Source organism: Halomonas sp. (genome assembly GCF_033549285.1).
In the GTDB taxonomy this organism is placed as follows: Bacteria; Pseudomonadota; Gammaproteobacteria; order Pseudomonadales; family Halomonadaceae; genus Halomonas.
In genome coordinates, this window is sequence record NZ_JAWSUJ010000001.1 from 59,407 (window position 1) to 76,559 (window position 17,153).

17 protein-coding genes are annotated in these 17,153 nt (G+C 68.0%); 11 read left to right on the plus strand and 6 right to left on the minus strand.

The window, feature by feature from the left end; all coding sequences use genetic code 11:
* Window position 1: 1 nt before the first annotated feature.
* Both SCI24_RS00295 and SCI24_RS00300 read right to left on the minus strand, forming a co-directional pair.
* Window positions 2–784: an alpha/beta hydrolase gene (locus SCI24_RS00295; RefSeq protein WP_318723377.1), complete on the minus strand. Its 783-nt coding sequence runs from the start codon at window positions 782–784 to the stop codon at window positions 2–4.
* Complete coding sequence (locus SCI24_RS00300) at window positions 784–1,971, minus strand: acetyl-CoA C-acyltransferase (protein WP_318723378.1); 1,188 nt, start codon at window positions 1,969–1,971, stop codon at window positions 784–786. Before SCI24_RS00300 ends, SCI24_RS00295 begins: the two co-directional genes overlap by 1 nt.
* 152 nt (window positions 1,972–2,123) lie before the next feature.
* On the opposite strand from SCI24_RS00300, the gene SCI24_RS00305 reads away from it, so the two are divergent.
* The 8 genes from SCI24_RS00305 to SCI24_RS00340 all read left to right on the plus strand — a co-directional run bounded on the left by SCI24_RS00305 (window position 2,124) and on the right by SCI24_RS00340 (window position 11,570).
* A complete protein-coding gene (locus SCI24_RS00305; protein WP_318723379.1) occupies window positions 2,124–2,690 on the plus strand; it encodes a TetR/AcrR family transcriptional regulator in 567 nt (188 codons plus the stop codon).
* A 254-nt stretch (window positions 2,691–2,944) separates the two neighbouring features.
* Window positions 2,945–4,609, plus strand: a complete 1,665-nt coding sequence (locus tag SCI24_RS00310; RefSeq protein WP_318723380.1) for an AMP-binding protein — start codon at window positions 2,945–2,947, stop codon at window positions 4,607–4,609.
* A 15-nt stretch (window positions 4,610–4,624) separates the two neighbouring features.
* The gene (locus tag SCI24_RS00315) at window positions 4,625–5,392 is read left to right on the plus strand and encodes an SDR family NAD(P)-dependent oxidoreductase (protein ID WP_318723381.1); all 768 of its coding nucleotides are present in this window, start codon (window positions 4,625–4,627) and stop codon (window positions 5,390–5,392) included.
* A 253-nt stretch (window positions 5,393–5,645) separates the two neighbouring features.
* Window positions 5,646–7,457: an acyl-CoA dehydrogenase C-terminal domain-containing protein gene (locus SCI24_RS00320; protein WP_318723382.1), complete on the plus strand. Its 1,812-nt coding sequence runs from the start codon at window positions 5,646–5,648 to the stop codon at window positions 7,455–7,457.
* Between the two features lie 180 nt (window positions 7,458–7,637).
* Window positions 7,638–8,603 (plus strand): putative zinc-binding metallopeptidase, encoded by a 966-nt coding sequence (locus SCI24_RS00325; RefSeq protein WP_318723383.1) that lies wholly within the window; start codon window positions 7,638–7,640, stop codon window positions 8,601–8,603.
* Window positions 8,604–8,731: 128 nt separating this feature from the next.
* The gene (locus SCI24_RS00330; protein ID WP_318723384.1) at window positions 8,732–9,586 is read left to right on the plus strand and encodes a glutathione S-transferase family protein; all 855 of its coding nucleotides are present in this window, start codon (window positions 8,732–8,734) and stop codon (window positions 9,584–9,586) included.
* Entirely contained in the window at window positions 9,586–10,419 is an 834-nt protein-coding gene (locus SCI24_RS00335) for a hypothetical protein (protein WP_318723385.1), read from the plus strand. Before SCI24_RS00330 ends, SCI24_RS00335 begins: the two co-directional genes overlap by 1 nt.
* On the plus strand, window positions 10,419–11,570 hold the full coding sequence (locus tag SCI24_RS00340) for a hypothetical protein (protein WP_318723386.1): 1,152 nt from the start codon (window positions 10,419–10,421) through the stop codon (window positions 11,568–11,570). The genes SCI24_RS00335 and SCI24_RS00340 overlap by 1 nt, the downstream gene beginning before the upstream one ends.
* A 5-nt stretch (window positions 11,571–11,575) precedes the next feature.
* Here SCI24_RS00340 and SCI24_RS00345 read toward each other — a convergent pair whose 3' ends face one another.
* Window positions 11,576–12,052: a nucleoside deaminase gene (locus SCI24_RS00345; RefSeq protein WP_318723387.1), complete on the minus strand. Its 477-nt coding sequence runs from the start codon at window positions 12,050–12,052 to the stop codon at window positions 11,576–11,578.
* A 236-nt stretch (window positions 12,053–12,288) separates the two neighbouring features.
* On the opposite strand from SCI24_RS00345, the gene SCI24_RS00350 reads away from it, so the two are divergent.
* Window positions 12,289–12,648, plus strand: coding sequence for a hypothetical protein (locus SCI24_RS00350; protein WP_318723388.1), 360 nt, complete (start codon window positions 12,289–12,291; stop codon window positions 12,646–12,648).
* Window positions 12,649–12,759: 111 nt separating this feature from the next.
* On the opposite strand, the gene SCI24_RS00355 is transcribed toward SCI24_RS00350, so the two are convergent.
* Window positions 12,760–13,134, minus strand: a complete 375-nt coding sequence (locus SCI24_RS00355; protein ID WP_318723389.1) for a hypothetical protein — start codon at window positions 13,132–13,134, stop codon at window positions 12,760–12,762.
* A 314-nt stretch (window positions 13,135–13,448) separates the two neighbouring features.
* Entirely contained in the window at window positions 13,449–13,853 is a 405-nt protein-coding gene (locus tag SCI24_RS00360; protein ID WP_318723390.1) for a hypothetical protein, read from the minus strand.
* 197 nt (window positions 13,854–14,050) lie between these two features.
* Between SCI24_RS00360 and SCI24_RS00365 the strand changes: the two genes are divergently transcribed.
* Together SCI24_RS00365 and SCI24_RS00370 are read left to right on the plus strand one after the other, a co-directional pair.
* Window positions 14,051–14,689, plus strand: a complete 639-nt coding sequence (locus tag SCI24_RS00365; RefSeq protein WP_318723391.1) for a TetR/AcrR family transcriptional regulator — start codon at window positions 14,051–14,053, stop codon at window positions 14,687–14,689.
* 68 nt (window positions 14,690–14,757) lie between these two features.
* Window positions 14,758–15,741, plus strand: coding sequence for an MDR family oxidoreductase (locus SCI24_RS00370; RefSeq protein ID WP_318723392.1), 984 nt, complete (start codon window positions 14,758–14,760; stop codon window positions 15,739–15,741).
* Window positions 15,742–15,843: 102 nt separating this feature from the next.
* Here SCI24_RS00370 and SCI24_RS00375 read toward each other — a convergent pair whose 3' ends face one another.
* Window positions 15,844–17,151, minus strand: a complete 1,308-nt coding sequence (locus SCI24_RS00375; protein ID WP_318723444.1) for a carboxylate--amine ligase — start codon at window positions 17,149–17,151, stop codon at window positions 15,844–15,846.
* Window positions 17,152–17,153: the final 2 nt, after the last annotated feature.

Genomic DNA, 17,153 nt, shown 5'->3' on the forward strand with positions numbered 1-17,153 from the left:
GTCAGGCCGAGGTGGGATCGGCCAGGAAGGGCAGCAGGGCGGCGGTCAGCCGTTCCGGGCATTCGCGGTGGGGTACATGGCCGCAGTCGGCCAGGATATGAGGCGCTCTCGGCCCGGGGGTGAGCAAGGCAATGCGCTCGGGCTGGGCCCGAGAGCCATACTCGTCGTGCTCGCCATGGAGGGCGAGTGTCGGGCAGGTTACCCGACGCAGTGCGCCGTCCAGTGTCCAGTCGGCGAAGGCCTCGGAGTGCCAGTTGTCGACCCAACTTCTCAACACCCAGTCGGCCTTGTCGCCATGGTACTTCGCCAGTCGCGCCATGGCGGCGGGATGCTCAAAGGCCTGTTCCGCCTCGCGGATGCCGGCCAGGGTGCATGGCTCGTTGAAGGCCTGGGCCGCCACGGTGATCAGCACTTCGCAGCCGTCGGCATGCCGGTCGGCGATCTCGGCCGCCATGCACCCGCCCACGCTATGGCCGAGGAGCACGAAGCGCGCGAGCCCGAAGTGCTCGCGCAGCGCGTGGAAGGCCTCTGCCTCGTCGGCGATGAAACTGGAGGGTTGCGGGCCCGGATAGGGCGCCGACTGGCCGTAGCCCTGGCGGTCGTAGGCGATCACCTCCCGGCCGCTGGCCGTGGCGAGCCTGGCGGGAAAGTCCCGCCATAGCGCCACGCAGCCCAGGGAGTCGTGCAGCAGCACGATGGGTCTGCGCGTTGGCTCCCTCGTCTCGGGACGCCAGCGGGCGGCATGCAGCCCGCCCGCCGGGGTGTCGAGCGTGACGCTCTCCATCAGTCGACCAGTTCGACCGCCACCGCGGTGGCCTCGCCGCCGCCGATGCACAGGCTCGCGATACCGCGCCTGCCACCCCTGGTGCGCAGGGCATGGATCAGGGTGGCGATGATCCGCGAGCCGGTGGAACCAATGGGATGGCCCTGGGCGCAGGCGCCGCCGAAGACGTTGACCTTGTCGTGGGGCAGGCCCAGGTCGTCCATGGCCATCAGGGTCACCACGGCGAAGGCCTCGTTGATCTCGAAGAGGTCGACGTCATTCACGCCCCAGTCGAGCTTCTTCATCAGCTTGTCGATGGCGCCCACCGGGGCGATGGTGAACTCGCTGGGGTGGCGCGAGTGGGTGCTGTGGCCCAGCATCCGCGCGATCGGTTTGGCGCCCAGGCGATCGGCCGCTGCCTGGCTTGCCAGGATCAGCGCCGAGGCACCGTCGGAGATGGAACTGGAGTTGGCGGCGGTGATGGTGCCGTCCTTGGCGAAGGCGGGCCGCAGCGAGCGGATCTTGTCGAGCTTGGCCTGGAAGGGCTGCTCGTCGTGGTCCACCACGCTTTCTCCCTGGCGGCTGGTGACGGTGACCGGCGCCATCTCGGCCTTCAGGTGGCCGGCGTTGGTGGCCTCCATGGCACGCTCCAGCGAGGCGATGGCGAAGTCGTCCAGGCGTTCACGGCCGTAGTTGCGATCGCTGGCGACGTCCTGGGCGAAGACGCCCATCAGCTTGCCGGTCTCGGCGTCCTCCAGGCCATCCAGGAACATGTGGTCCTTGAGCTCGCCATGGCCCAGGCGATAGCCGGCACGGGCCTTGGTCAGCACATGCGGCGCGTTGGACATGGACTCCATGCCGCCGGCGAGCATCACCTCGCCGCTGCCGGCGCGGATCAGGTCGTGGGCCAGCATGGCGGCCTTCATGCCCGAGCCGCACAGCTTGTTGATGGTGGTGGCGCCGATGGCGTCGGGAATGCCGGCTTGGCGCATGGCCTGGCGGGCCGGGCCCTGCTTGACGCCGGCGGGCAGCACGCAGCCCATGATGCCCTCGTCGATGCTGTCGGCACTGATGCCGGCGCGCTCGATGGCGGCCTGGATCGCCGTGGCGCCCAGCTGCGGGGCGGTAAGGCTGGAAAGGCTGCCCAGCATGCCGCCCATGGGCGTGCGTGCGGCAGAGAGGAAGACGATATCGTTGGACTGGCTCATGATGGGCTCTCCGGTGTGGCGTTACGGTCCCGGGCGGGACCGCATTGTCATTGTGGCCGTTATCTCGGACGGCGCCGCGTTGACCCGTCCGCGGGGCTGTGGTTTTCTCAGGGTCAACCAAGCAAGCGCTAGTGTAAATCTCGATGAATGTAATGAATGACTCACCGCGCCGCAAGGAGCTGACCCGTCAGGCCGCCCAGCTGTTCGTCCAGGAGGGCTTCGACCGGACCACGGTGCGCATGCTCGCCCAGGAGATGGGCATCAAGTCCGGCAGCCTCTTCCATCACTTCCGCGACAAGCAGGAGATCCTGGCGGCGGTGATCGAGGAGGGGACCCAGAACGCCCTGGTCATCGCGAAGGCGGCCCTCGAGGAGTGCGACAACTCTGCCGAGGCACGGTTGCAGGCCATGGCGCGCGCGCACCTCGAGACCCTGCTCACCGACCGCAATGCCCATGTGGTGGCCCTCTACGAGTGGCGCCGCCTCGACCCCGAGGCCCGGGACCACCTGAGCCACCTGCGCGATGCCTATGAGGCGCTCTGGGAAGAGGTGATCGACGCGGCCCTGGCCGAAGGGCTGATCCATGGCGACCGCTTCCTGGTGGCTCGCTTCGTGATGGGGGCGCTCAACTGGACGGTGCGCTGGTACGATCCCGCCGGCCCGCGCTCCCCGGATGACCTGGCCCACGAGCTGGTCGCCATGATCACCCATCGCGCCTGACCTCCCGGGCGCCGTCGGTCCGCCACGCTCGACCATCGTCTAGTCCCATCCTGCCGTTCAGGGGTTGCCCCGTTCACCGGGAGCCTCTAGCTTGTACCTAGCGCTTGCTAGGTTGACGCTTACGTCAACTGCATCTAACCAGAAGGTGGGCGTGCACGCCAGCGTCGGCGCTTGCCGTTTCCTTCGTCGCCAGCATTGATCGCCACCAACCTTGTTTGCCGCCACAACAAGCACAAACCGCGAGAGGGCAGTACATGAGCACCCTTCCCGACTACCAGAGCTACCTCGAGACCTTTTCCATCGACGACGTCATCGCGCGCCTCGATGACCATCGCGACGGCAAGGCCAACGCCTTCGAGTCCTGCTGCGGGCGCCACCTGCGCGCCGGCCGCGGCGACGTCCTGGCCCTGGTGCATGAGGACACCCGGGGCCAGGTCAACACCCTGACCTACGCCGAACTCGATGCCGAAAGCGCCAGGCTCGCCGGCTGGTTCGCCGAGCGCGGCCTGGGCGTGGGCGACCGCATCGCCTGCATGCTGCCGCGCTCGCCGCAGCTGCTGGTGGCGGTGCTGGCCACCTGGCGCATCGGCGCCGTCTACCAGCCGCTGTTCACCGCCTTCGGCCCGGACGCGGTGGATTACCGCCTGGGTCGCGCCGACACCCGGCTTGTGATCACCGATCACGCCAACCGCTTCAAGTTCGACGGCCTGACCCAGTGCCCGCCGGTGCTGGCAGTAGGTGGCCCGGATGCCGACCACGGCGACGACCTGGACTGGGCTGATGCCCTGGCACATGCGCCGATCGAGGCCACGCCGCCGCGCCTGGGTCGCGACGCGGCCTTCCTGCAGATGTTCACCTCCGGCACCGTGGGCAAGCCCAAGGGCGTGGCCGTGCCGCTGGCCGGCATGCCGGCCTTCGCCCTCTACATGGAGCTGGCCGTCGACCTGCGCGAGACCGACCGTTTCTGGAACATGGCCGACCCGGGCTGGGCCTATGGTCTCTACTACGCCATCGCCGGGCCGCTGCTGCTGGGGGTGACCACCCACTTCTGCGAGGCGGGCTTCTCCGCCGAGGGCGCCCTGGCCTTCATGAAGCGCCACCGCATCACCAACTTCGCGGCCGCGCCCACCGCCTACCGGCTGATGAAGGCCTCGGGCCTGTTCGATGACGCCCACCAGACCCTCGAGCTGCGCGCGGCGAGCTCCGCCGGCGAGCCGCTCAACACCGAGGTGGTGACCTGGGTCGAGCGCTCCCTGGGCTGCCCGGTCATGGACCACTATGGCCAGACCGAGACCGGCATGACCTGCAACAACCACCATGCCCTGGACCATCCCAAGCATGTCGGCGCCATGGGCGTGCCGATGCCGGGCTACCGCCTGGCGATCCTCGATGCCGAGTACAACGAGTTGCCCCCGGGCCAGCCCGGCGTGCTGGCGGTGGATATCGAGAACTCCCCGGCGCACTTCTTCGCCGGCTACACCTGGCAGGAGAAGCACCCCTTCGCCGAAGGGTACTATCTGACCGGCGACGTGGTGATCCGCAACGAGGACGGCACCTTCCAGTTCGCCGGCCGCGACGACGATATCATCACCACCGCCGGCTATCGCGTGGGGCCCACCGACGTGGAGAACAGCGTGATGACCCACCCGGCGGTGGCGGAGTCCGCCGCCGTGGGCCAGCCCGACGAGATCCGTGGCGAGATCATCAAGTCCTACGTGGTGCTGCGCGAGGGCTTCGAGCCCAGCGACGAACTGGCCGACGAGATCCGCAAGCAGGTGCGCGAGCGCCTCTCGACCCACGCCTTCCCGCGGGTGATCGAGTTCGTCGAGGAGCTGCCCAAGACCCCCAGCGGCAAGATCCAGCGCTTCAAGCTGCGCGCCGATGCCGTCGACAAGGCGGATGCGGCGCCGGCCAAGTAACCCAAGGACACCGATATGAAAGTCAAGGACAATACCTTTCTGATTACCGGCGCCGCCTCCGGGCTGGGGGCGGCCACCGCCGAGCGGCTGGTCGCCGCCGGCGGCCGGGTGGTGCTCTGCGACCTGAGCGATGCCGTCGATGCCCACGCCGAGCGCCTGGGCGGTGCCGCCCGGGCGGTGCATGGCGACGTCACCTCCGGCGAGGACATCCAGGCGGCCGTCGATGTGGCGGTGGAGCTCAGCGATGGCCGCGGCCTCGCCGGCGTGGTGCACTGCGCCGGGGTGGTCAGCGTGGGCAAGCTCGTCGACCGCGAGGGCAACCCCGCCGACCTCGAGGCCTACAATCGCACCATCCAGATCAACCTGGTGGGCACCTTCAACGTGATGCGCCTGGCCGCCGCCGCCATGGCGAAGAACGCCCCGGGTGAGGACGGTGAGCGCGGGGTGATCATCAACACCGCCTCCATCGCCGCCATGGATGGCCAGGTGGGGCAGTGCGCCTACAGCGCCTCCAAGGCCGGCGTGGTGGGCATGAGCCTGCCCGCGGCCCGCGAGCTCTCGCGCCACGGCGTGCGGGTGATGGCCATTGCCCCCGGGGTGTTCGAGACCCCCATGATGAGCGAGATCCCCGACGAGGCCGCCCAGGCCCTGGCCGCCGCCGTTCCCTTCCCCAAGCGGCTCGGCAAGCCCGAGGAGTTCGCTCGCCTGGCCGAGCAGATCATCACCAACGCCATGCTCAACGGCGAGGTGATCCGCCTGGACGGCGGGATTCGCATGCAATAAGGCCTTCGGCCAGCCGCAAGCCACAAGGAGCAAGCTTCAAGGAAACCCCTTGGCTTGCTCCCTTTTTCATCTTGCGCCTGGGTGGCATCCCTGGCGCCTTGTACCTTGTCACTTGAAGCTTTTAAACGAACGCTTGACTGCATCCAGTATGAGGGATAATTTCAAACACATGTTTGAAAGCGGCCCTCGCCGCCTTCGCGACCCTATGACTCGGTGCCCCTTGCGGCCCGGCCGTGGAACTGGAGAGATCGAGATGCCCGACTATCAGGCCCCCCTGCGCGATATCCGCTTCGTCATGGACGAGATGCTGGACTATCCGGCCCACTACGCCCGCCTGCCGGGCGGCGAGGAGGCGAGTCCCGACGTGGTCGCCGCCATCCTGGAGGAGGGCGCGCGCTTCGCCCGCGAGGTGCTGCTGCCGCTCAACCAGAGCGGCGACCGCGAAGGCTGCCTGCTGGAGGGCGGCGAGGTGAAGGCGCCGAAGGGCTTCAGGGAGGCCTACGCCCAGTACGTGGAGGGCGGCTGGCCGAGCCTTGCCGCCGACCCCGCGCACGGCGGCCAGGGCCTGCCGCCATCGCTTGCCATGGTGCTCAACGAGATGGTCTGCTCCACCAACCTGGCCTGGGGCATGTACCCGGGGCTCTCCCACGGCGCCGCCGACGCCCTGCGCCACCACGGCACCGAGGAGCAGCAGGCCACCTACCTGACCCGGCTGGTGGAGGGCACCTGGACCGGTACCATGTGCCTGACCGAGCCCCACTGCGGCACCGACCTCGGCCTGATCAAGACCCGCGCGGTGCCCACTGCCGACGGCGCCTTCGAGATTACCGGCACCAAGATCTTTATCTCCGCCGGCGAGCACGACCTGGCCGAGAACATCGTCCACCTGGTGCTGGCCAAGCTGCCCGACGCCCCGGAGGGCTCGAAAGGCATCTCGCTCTTTGTGGTGCCGAAATATCTCCCCAATGAAGCGGGCGAGCCGGGCGAGCGCAACGGCGTGGTGTGCGGGTCGCTCGAGCACAAGATGGGCATCCACGGCAACGCCACCTGCGTGATGAACTTCGACGCGGCGAAAGGCTTCTTGGTGGGGGCGCCCAACAAGGGGCTGGCCTGCATGTTCACCATGATGAACGCCGCCCGCATCGGCGTCGGTATCCAGGGCCTGGGCCTCACCGAGGCGAGCTTCCAGAACGCCCTGGCCTATGCCCGCGACCGCCTGCAGATGCGCGCACTCTCCGGCCCCAGGGCGCCGGATAAGGCCGCCGACCCGATCATCGTCCACCCGGACGTGCGCCGCATGCTGCTGACCCAGAAGGCCTTCGCCGAGGGTGGCCGGATGCTGACCCTCTACACCGCGCAGATGATCGATATCGTCGAGCACGGCAGCGACGCCGCCGAGAAGGAGCGCGCCGAGACCCTGCTGGGCCTGCTGACCCCCATCGTCAAGGCGTTCCTCACCGAGGTGGGCTTCGAGGCCACCAACGAGGGTGTCCAGGTCTTCGGCGGCCACGGCTTCATCCAGGAGTGGGGCATGGAGCAGCTGGTGCGCGACGCCCGCATCACCCGCCTATACGAGGGCACCACCGGCATCCAGGCCCTCGACCTGCTGGGCCGCAAGGTGCTGATGAGCCAGGGCGAGAGCCTCAAGGCCTTCACCAAGGAGATCCACAAGTTCTGCCAGGCCGAGGAGGGCAACAGTGAACTCGCCGAGTTCGTGCGCCCGCTGGCCAAGCTCAACCAGGAGTGGGGCGAGATGACCATGGCCATCGGCATGAAGGCCATGACCGACCGCGAAGAGGTGGGCGCGGCCAGCGTCGACTACCTGATGTACTCGGGCTACGCGACCCTGGCCTACCTCTTCGCCCGCGCCGCGAAACAGGCCCGGATGGCGCTTTCCGAGGGCACCGAGGAGGGCGCCTTCTACCGCGCCAAGCTCGATACCGCGCGCTTCTTCTACCAGCGCCTGCTGCCGCGCACCCGCGCCCACAAGGCGGCGCTGGAAGCCGGTGCCGAGCCGCTGATGGCGATCAGCGCCGAGGACTTCGGCCTGGGCTTCGAGATCTGATGCGAGTCCCGGACTCACTCGAGCGGTAACGAACGACAGGCGGCGGGGCGTTCCTCGCCACCTTTTTTCACCTGCCGCCCTACTTTGCCGGAGAAGTTTGATCGGCAGTCGCGGAAGGAGGACGATATGGCCTGGAGCGTCGGGCCTTCTGCCTTGCGGTAACTGCGGAGTGACTGCCTAATGCGTGTCTTTGCCAACCCGGTCGGTGCCGGGTCCCTCTGGTTCGATAACCTCGCCACCGCCGAGGGAACGCCCGTCGCCTATGACCCCCAGGCCAGGGCCTTCCTGCCCATGCCGCCGTTCTGCGTGAATCGCGACGTCATCGGCTGCAACTGGATCGCTCCCGAGCCGGGGGCCTTCTGTCGATCCTGCGCCATGACCGCGCTGGCGCCGGATCCTTCCATCCCCGATGCCATGCCCAACTGGGCGAAGACCGAGGCCGCCAAGCGCTGGGTGCTCGACAACCTGGGGCGCTGGCACTGGTTCCGCCCCGAGGATCCCGGCGCTCGTCCGGTGTTTCACATGCTGGCGGAGGGCCATACCCCGGTGCCCATGGGCCATGTCGGGGGCGTGGTGACGATCAGCGTGGCGGAGGCGGACCCGGTCCTGCGTACCACCCGTCGGGAAGCGCTCGAGGAGCCCTATCGCACCATGATCGGCCACATGCGCCATGAGATCTCGCACATGCTGTGGTGGCGCCTCAGCCTGCGCGAGGACTTCCTCGACGCCTTCCGGGCCATGTTCGGCGACGAGCGCGCGGATTACCCCGCCGCGCTCCAGCGGTACTTCCATGACGGCCCGCCGCCCGACTGGAGGCTACGCTTCCTGACCACCTACGCCTCCGCGCATCCCCACGAGGACTGGGCCGAGACCGCCGCCCACCTGCTGCACCTGACGGACATTACCGACAGCTTCGTCGCGACGGGCCTCTCCTCGCCGGAGCTGCCGAGCCCCGGCTGGGACCCGTACATGGAACCCGACGCCGACCGCCTGATCCATGTCGCGGCCAGCCTGGTGGCGGGGGTCAACCACGTCAATCGCTCCATGGGGCTCTCCGACCTCTATCCCTTCGTGCTCTCGGATGCCGCACGCCAGAAGCTTGCCTTCGTGCATGACTGGCTGCGCCGGGGTGCGCAGGGGCTGTGAGCCGGCCCCGGTTCGGTGGCATGTCGACCCCTGGCCGCGTGACTGGTACCGCCGCCGTGACGGAGGCATGATGATCGCCTCGACGCCCCGAGGCGGCGAGTCACTGCCACGCGCACGAGGAATCGTCCATGTCACGAACGACGCGCCTGCAAGACCTGATCCGGGAACTGCGCCACCACGCTGGCCCGCTCGGCGGGCCCGAGCTTGCCGAGCGGCTGGGGATCACGCTGCGCACCCTCTACCAGGATGTCGCCGCGCTGCGGGCGGTGGGGGTCGAGGTGGTCAATGCGCCCGGCCAGGGCTATGTGCTGCCGCCCGAGGTCGTGCTGCCGCCCGCGGCACTGGCCGAACCCGCCCCACGTGAGCCGGCCGAGCTCACCTTCTACACCAACCCGCTCTCCCGGGGCGGGATCGTCCACTGGATGCTCGAGGAACTCGGCGTGCCCTATCGCACGGTGACCCTCGAGTATGGCGCCGCCATGAAGTCGCCGGACTACCTGGCCCTCAATCCCATGGGCAAGGTGCCGGCGATCCGCCACGGCGACGTGGTAGTCACCGAGGCTGCGGCCATCTGTGCCTACCTGGCCGATGCCTTCCCGGAGGCAGGCCTGGCGCCGCCGCCCGCCGCCCGGGGCGACTACTACCGCTGGCTGTTCTTCGCGGCCGGGCCCCTGGAATCCGCCATCTCACTGAACACCCTCGGCATTCAGCCGACGGCCGAGCAGCAGAAGCAACTCGGCAGCGGCGACTACTGGACGGTCATCGAGACCCTGGCGGGCGCCCTCGAGGGAAGGCGTCATATCGCCGGCACGGCCTTCAGCGCGGCCGATGTCTATGTCGGCTCGCACCTCGGCTGGGGCATGCACTTCGGCACCATTCCCCGCCGGCCCGAGTTCGAGGCCTACTGGGAAGGGCTGCAGGACCGGCCGGCCAGGCTGCGCTGCCAGGCATTCGTCGAACAGGCCCTCTCGCCGCTCGCCTGATGGCAGGGCGCTGGCAGCGAGTCGCGCCGCTCTGGCGCCACGCCCACCTGATCCTGACGGCGCTGGTGCTGCTGGTCTGGTCGCTGTCGGGCGGGGCGCTTGCCGGCGTGCTGTTCCTGCCGGTCTGGGTGCTGGCCACCCAGCTGATCGTGGCCGGCAGCCTGGAGGCCGCCCGGCTGCGGCGTCGTGCCTGGCTGGAGCAGTACCTGCGCGATGACTCGCCCTGGCACGGCTGGCTGCGGGGTGGGGCGATGATGGTGGTGCGCCACCAGCTCATGGGCGCGTTGCTGGCGCTGGTGCTGCTGGTCAAGCTGCGGCTGCTCTCACCCGTCCTCTGGCCCCTGCTGCTGGCCGGGGTGCCAGGGCTGATGGTGGCGCTGCACCTGCTGCGTCGACGCCTGGCCCGCCATGTCATCGCCGACCACCTGTCGGCGGTGACCCGCCGCCTGGTGGTCGTGCCGGCCGCTGTCCTGCTGACTCTGCTTCTGGTGGTGGCCGCCCTATGGCTGCCCCAGCCGTGGCTGGTCGGGCTCGGCTGGGAGGAGGCGATCGCGCGTCATTTCCCGGACCCCTCGGGGGGCGCCGTGCTGGGATTCTTCGAGCGACTGGCCACCGTGGCCGAGATCACCCAGCACTGGAGCATGCAGAATGCCGTGGAGCGGTTCCGGCTCGCCACGCCCGTGGCGATACTGGGCTGGCTGCTGTTGCTGCTCATCCAGAGCACCTTCGCTTGGGCCTATGTGCGCCTGCTGGTCGGCGCCGAGGCGTTGCGCCGGGGAGGGCCTCGGCCGCACCGCGAGGCCTCCTGCACCGGCCGAGAGGAGGAGCCGTGATGACTCACGTCATCCGATCGTCGATCGATCGACTGGCCTTCGGGCTGCGCTCCTGGCGCGGCTGGGTGGTGTCGCTGCTGGTGGTCATGGCACTGCTTGTGCTGTTCGAGCTCGGCCAGGGCTGGCTGGCGTCACGCAGCCAGGCGCCGCTGTACCGGGTGATCGTGGCCGGCGAGTCGCTGACCCTGGATGCCGAGACCCATGCCGAGTTCTCACGAGATCTCTCGGCTCTCGCCATGGAGACGGAGGAGCGACTCCAGGCACGCATGCGCCCCTGGCTGGACGAGCGGCTGGATAGCGCCTTCGCCCCCCTCGAGTCGGCGGTGCCGGACTATCTGGACTGGTACTACTCGCCCGTCGGCAGCTACACGCGGCTCGGCGTGGCGCTCATGGGTGACCTGGATGCCTGGCTGGACGAGCAGCTCCACAGGCGGCTGGTCGAGAGAACCGGGCTCGAGTCCGCCCTGGCGGACCTCCAGGCGGCCTATCCCCGTCGCCTGGTCAGCGAACAGCAGGCCCTGGCTGACGAGATGGTGGCCACGCTCCAGGCGCGCTACGCCCCGCAACAGGTGACGCCGGAACGCGAGGGAGAGCGCCGCGTCCATGCACTCGACCTGGACGGTGTCCTGCAGGAGGCCCTGCGGGATGGCCTGGATACGGCACGCTGGAGCACCGCCGCCGTGGGGGGTAGCGGTGCCAGCCTGCTGGCGGGGCGTGCCCTGGCCCGGCGTTTCGGCGCCTCCGCCGCAGCACAGGGCAGCCGCCTGGCCCTGCGCACCCTGGTGTCACGCCTTGGGGCGGGTGGCATGCGCTCACTGGCCGCCGGTGGCGCCGCCTCGGCGGTCGCTGCCCCTGCCGGCCCGGGCGCACTGGTGGTGGGCACGGTGGCCACTGCCGTGAGCCTGGCCGGCATCGTGGGAAGCGAGTACGCGATGCTCAAGGTGCAGGAAGCGCTCCATCGGCCGGCGAAGCAGACCCAGCTGATCGAGGCCATCGGCGAGACTCGAAGGGCCTTGCGGGTCTCCCTCGAAGCCTCGGCATCCGCCGGCGCCTCTACCTTGAAGGGCCAGATCGAGGCTCAGGCGACCCGGGCCGATGACGATGAAGGAATGCCCCGCGCCTACCGGATCCTCGGCCGGCGCGGCGAATAGTGGCGTCAGGCATCGTGCAGCCGGCGATGCAGGTCGCGGATGCGCTCGGCGAATTCCGGCACCGGGCCCTCGACCACTGCGTCCGGCACCACCTCCCGAATCGGCAGCGGGCGCACCGGTGGCGGGGTCACGCCCAGCTCCTGCAGCCAGCTCACCAGCTGCTCGGACGAGCTGGCATACACGATTCGCCCCAGCCCCACCCAGCCGTGGGCCGCCGCACACATGGGGCAATGCTCGCCGGAGGTGTAAACGGTGGCCCGTGCGCGCTCCTCGGGCGTCAGGTTCTCCGCAGCCCAGCGCGCCAGGAAGAACTCCGGATGCTGGGTGGCATCCCCACCGGCTACATGGTTGTGGTCCTCCACCAGCACCGCGCTATCGCCACTCACCAGCACCGAGCCGAACGGCCCGTCACCGGCCTCCAGGGCTTCCTCCGCCAGTTCCACGCAGCGCTCAAGGTGTTCTCGGTCTGTCTCGGTGATCATCGTTCGCTCTCCCTGGGGTTGGGTTACCTTCCAGCATAGGGGCGAGACATGGAGATTTCATCGGGCAGGCACAGTGCGGTGCGCCTGCCGTTTCCATCCCCAAGCCTACCGAGAGATCACAGCTAGCCAGGAGAAAGGTAACGTCAGCTCTATCCCTCTCTCGTAGGCTTGGTCGACGTTGACCGCTAGTGTGGATGCCTAATTCAGACTGACCCTCTCTCGACAGGGAGTATTCCATGAGTAACGGACCCTACGGGCAAATCGCGTGTCGCTGCGGCGCCGTAACGCTGCTGGTGTGTGGCTCACCCCTTGGCCGCGGCCTGGATGCGGGAGACGAGCCCGTCACCTTCTGGCCGCTGGAGGCCATCCAGGTCGGCGGAGGAGCCGATGAACTCGATATCTCGCCGGATGGCAGGGGCGGTGATGCCTGGGGATGCCGGCGATGCGTCGAGTGCCTGTTGTATGCCCATGGCGAGGCAGGCGTGGCAGTGCTTGCCGGTGATCTGGAGGATGCCGATGACCTGTCGATGGCGCCGGCGTCATCGCAGCGACGCTGCCTCGAGGGGCTGGGCTATCGGCTCGTGGCGGGAGAGTAGCGGTTAACCCCATGGGTATCGGGCCTGGCAAGCCGACTCGGCGCGGGCGGCGCGCCGAGTCGGCTGGGTCGGGGCAGGAGGGGCGATCCTCCAGGGGGCTCCCTCGCATTCTCAAGCGTTCCAGGAGTTGCAGGCCACCGCCGGGTTGAAGGGCTCGAGGTTGCCGTTGGCGTTGTCGCGGAACCACACATGCTGGTCGTAGTGCGGCTCGAAGTGGTGGGCCTCCTCGGTGGGCGTATCCGGGTCGTCGACCATGTAGTCCCAGCTGCGGCCCGCAAGGGTCGGCGGCGCACCATGGCCCGCGGCCTCCCAGGCCTTGCGGAACACCAGGTTCTCGACGCCGACCAGCACCAGGGAGCCATTCGCCTGGGGCTCGTAGAGCAGGATGGCGGGGTTCATGAAGTCGGTATGGGTCCCGGTGCCGTCGACCCGGGGAGCGGTGACGGTGAGGCCGAGCAGGTCCGGGCGCAGGTAGTGGATGCCCATGTCGCCGAGCTCGGCAGGCAGGCCGAGGCCAGCCCCGCCGCGATGACGCTTCCCTACAGGATGCCGTGCATGGGTTGTTCCTCCAGGAAACGTCGTGTCATGCGCCTGCAGGCGCATGACACGAAAAGCGCCCCAATGCTTGCCGCAGGGGCGCGAATCGGGTTGGACCATCATCAGAACTATAGCGCCGGGGCGAGCCCGGTCCGGCTGATATTGCCGTGATACCGAGGTAACAGGCGGCCTGAGCCGAGGGCACGAGCCGGTTTCGGCGGCGGGAGCGGAACGAGGGCCGCGAGAAAGGCTGTTCACCGAACTCAGGAGAGGCGGCGCCAGCCCTCGCGGAGGTGTCGGGTGGCGCTGTACCAGAGGCCGGTCGGGGCGTCCGGCGGGGGAGAAAGCGCGACGAGGGCGCGCTGCAATCCGGCCAGGATGGCATCCAGGTGACGGTGGCAGAGGGTGCTGTCCAGCCCGCCGGGGCAGTGGCCGAGCAGCTCCTCGCACTGGGAACAGGCGGCCTCCAGGGCCCGATGGGCCTCCTCATGGGCCATGGCCTGGTCGCGACAGGCCTTGAGGTCACGACAGAGCATCCGCAGCATCCTGCCGTCGAGCCAGCAGGGCAGGCCGTCGCTCGCCTTGCCGGCCATGGAGTGCTTGATGGCCTGGAAGGAGACCTGCAGGAAGATGACGGTGGTGGTGATCCTGGGACGTTCGGGCGTCATGATGGCCGACCCGGCAACAGCCTATCGGTGAGAATGATTATCGATAGTAGGCGTGGCCGACGGTGCCTGTCAATGCGGCGCAATGGGCGAGGCATGCTGGACGCCAGGATTCGGGCGTTAACGGTCGGATGTCCGCCACGCAAGGGGCTGGCTGTTGGGTGACTTGAATTTATAGACGATCGGTCTATATTAAAGGCATGACGCAGACGACCGCTTCTCCCAAGCCACGCCGTGGTCGACCGCCCAGGGTCTCCCGCGACGACCCGGATACCCGCGCGGCCCTGATCCGCAGCGGGCTCGAGGTGCTGACCGAACAGGGCTTCACCGCATCCGGCATCGACGGCATCCTGCGGCGCGTCGGGGTGCCCAAGGGCTCCTTCTACTACTATTTCGACAGCAAGGAAGCCTTCGGGCGCGCCGTCATGGAGCATTACGGCGCCTACTTCGCCAACAAGCTCGACCAGCACCTGCTGGACGGCTCACGCCAGCCCCTGGAGCGCCTCGCGGCCTTCGTCGCCGACGCCAGGGCCGGCATGGAACGTCACCACTTTCGCCGGGGCTGCCTGGTGGGCAACCTGGGCCAGGAGGCCGGACGGCTGCCCGAAGGCTACCGGCAGTGGCTGCGGGCGACCCTCGCCGACTGGCAGCAGCGGGTGGCGCGCTGCCTGCGCGAGGCCCAGGCGGCCGGTGAGCTCGATGGCCAGGCGGATTGCGACAGGCTCGCCGAGGCCTTCTGGATCGGCTGGGAAGGGGCGGTGATGCGCGCCCGGCTGGAGGAAAGCGCCCATCCCCTCGAAACCTTCATCACGACGTACATGGAAGGGCTGCCCCGCTAGGCCGGGGGTGTTTCCATGTCTTCATGTAGACGATCGGTCTATAAATGGGCATATCAACGAGGTGCACGATGTTCAAGGCAATCCTGATCGACAAGCAAGACGACGGCCAGCACGTGTCGCTGGAGACGCTCGACGAGTCACGACTCCCCGAGGGGGACGTCACGGTGCGGGTCGACTGCAGCACGCTCAACTACAAGGACGCCCTGGCCATCACCGGCAAGGGGCCGGTGGTGCGCGCCTTTCCCATGGTGCCGGGGATCGACCTGGCGGGGACGGTCGAGAGCTCGTCCAGCGACGCCTACCGGCCCGGTGACGCCGTACTCCTCAACGGCTGGGGCGTCGGGGAAACGCACTGGGGCGGCCTGGCCGAGAAGGCCCGGCTGGACAGTCGCTGGCTGATCCCTCATCCGTCGGCCTTCAGAGCCGGGCAATCCATGGCCATCGGCACGGCCGGGTATACCGCCATGCTCTCGGTGATGGCATTGGAGAAACAGGGTGTCACGCCGGATCAGGGCGAGGTGCTGGTGACCGGCGCCAACGGGGGCGTCGGCAGCTACGCCATCGCGCTCCTGGCGCGGCTGGGCTATAAGGTCGTGGCCTCCACCGGACGCCTGGAGGAAGCCGACTACCTCGAGGGACTCGGGGCCCAGGAGGTGATCGATCGCAAGACGCTCTCCGAACCGGGGCGTCCCCTGGCCAAGGAGCGCTGGGCGGCGGCAATCGACTCGGTGGGCAGCCACACCCTGGCCAACGTCCTCGCCGGGACCCGCTATGGCGGAACCGTCGCGGCCTGTGGCCTGGCCCAGGGCATGGACCTGCCGGGCACCGTCGCTCCCTTCATCCTGAGAGGCGTGACCCTGGTAGGGATCGACAGCGTGATGCGCCCCTACGAGGATCGCGTCGAGGCCTGGCGCCGGCTCAGTGAGCTGCTGGCCCCCGAGCAGCTCGACGCCATCACCCGCACGATCGGCCTGGAGGAGGCCATCGACACGGCGGGCGAGTTGCTCGCCGGTCGGGTGCGCGGGCGCGTGGTGGTCGACATGGCACGCTAGTCAGGCGATCGGATGGTGGATCGACAGGCATGAAAAGGGCAGGGCGCAGGCCCTGCCCTTGCTCATTTACCGCCTCGCAAAGAGGCGGGCGTCAAGAAGTTATCAGACGTAGAAGTCCAGCTCCTCCTGTGCCTTGAGCAGGTCCCGCATCCTGATCGGATCGTCACCGAAGAAGAACACCAGGCCCCAGTGCGTGCCGAACGCCGAGCGGTCCGGCACCGTCTCTTCGGTGGGCGCCACCAGCTCGTGGGACTCGAAGTAGGGGTGTTCGATGGTTTCCTTGGGCATCTCCAGCTTGCTGACGACACGCCGCCGCGGGTAGACGCCGAAGCAGCCCGCATAGCCCTTCGCGTCGACCACTTCGCGGGGGAAGAAGGCTTCGACCTCTTCCTTGGTGCTCTTGGGGTCGAAGACCAGCATCGATGCCTGGTAGGGGCTGAAGCCGTAGGCCCGCTCGATGAGCTCGAAGGCCTTGAAGCCGGGCGGGCGATAGGCGACCTCGCCGAAATACATCTCGCCGTCTGCCGCCACGAAGTACTCCGGATGGATCAGGCCGAACCGGATGTCGAAGGTCTTGATCAACTTCTCGATCTGCTTGGTGATGGCATCGCGCCAGCTCTCGAGCTCCCGGGTGGCCGGAACGAACACCGAATAGCCCAGGGTCACGTACTCGGAGATGTTGAGGAACTTGATCTCGCCATCATGGATCCAGGCCTCGACCGCAAACTCCCAGCCGTCGAGGTGGCTTTCCATCAGCAAGGGATACTCTTCGGCCGGAATGCTGTCGATCTCGTCGATCTTGCGGATCATGCGGTGCCCGAGACAGCCCGCCTTGTCGAAGGCCTTGACGTGAATCGGGTCATCGGGGTCGCCATCGAGCTTGAGCAGCGTCTGGTTGACGCGTTTCATGAAGCGGACGATGTCATCCTTCTCGTGGGCTTCCTCGAAGATCCCCACGCGAATGCCGCCCAGCTGGGCACGGCGCTTCATCAGGGCCTTGTCGCGAAACAGGATGGACTGCCCGTACATGCGGGGGCTGTCCATGAGCACGGAGTTGATCGCGCCCGACCATTCGACGGTTTCCTCGAACAGCGGGATGGCCACGTCGACGCCTTCCTCCTTGAGTGTCTGCGCAATCTCCATGGAGCGGTCGTTCAGGCGGATAAAATCCCATTGAATGTAGGGAATCTTGTTGGCCTCGCAGAAATCGGCGGCCCAGTCCGGCGCCACCACGACATAGCGGCGGTCAAACTTCTGCGCGGCCTTGATGGCATTGACGCTCCAGCCCAGCAGCGCGATGTAGCCCTTGTTGGGGTCCTTGGGGGTTTCAGTGCCGCGGACCGAATCCAGTGTCGGGTCTGTCCAGCTTGAAACGTCCTTGGCGGCCGGGGTTTCCGATACAGTCGACATAC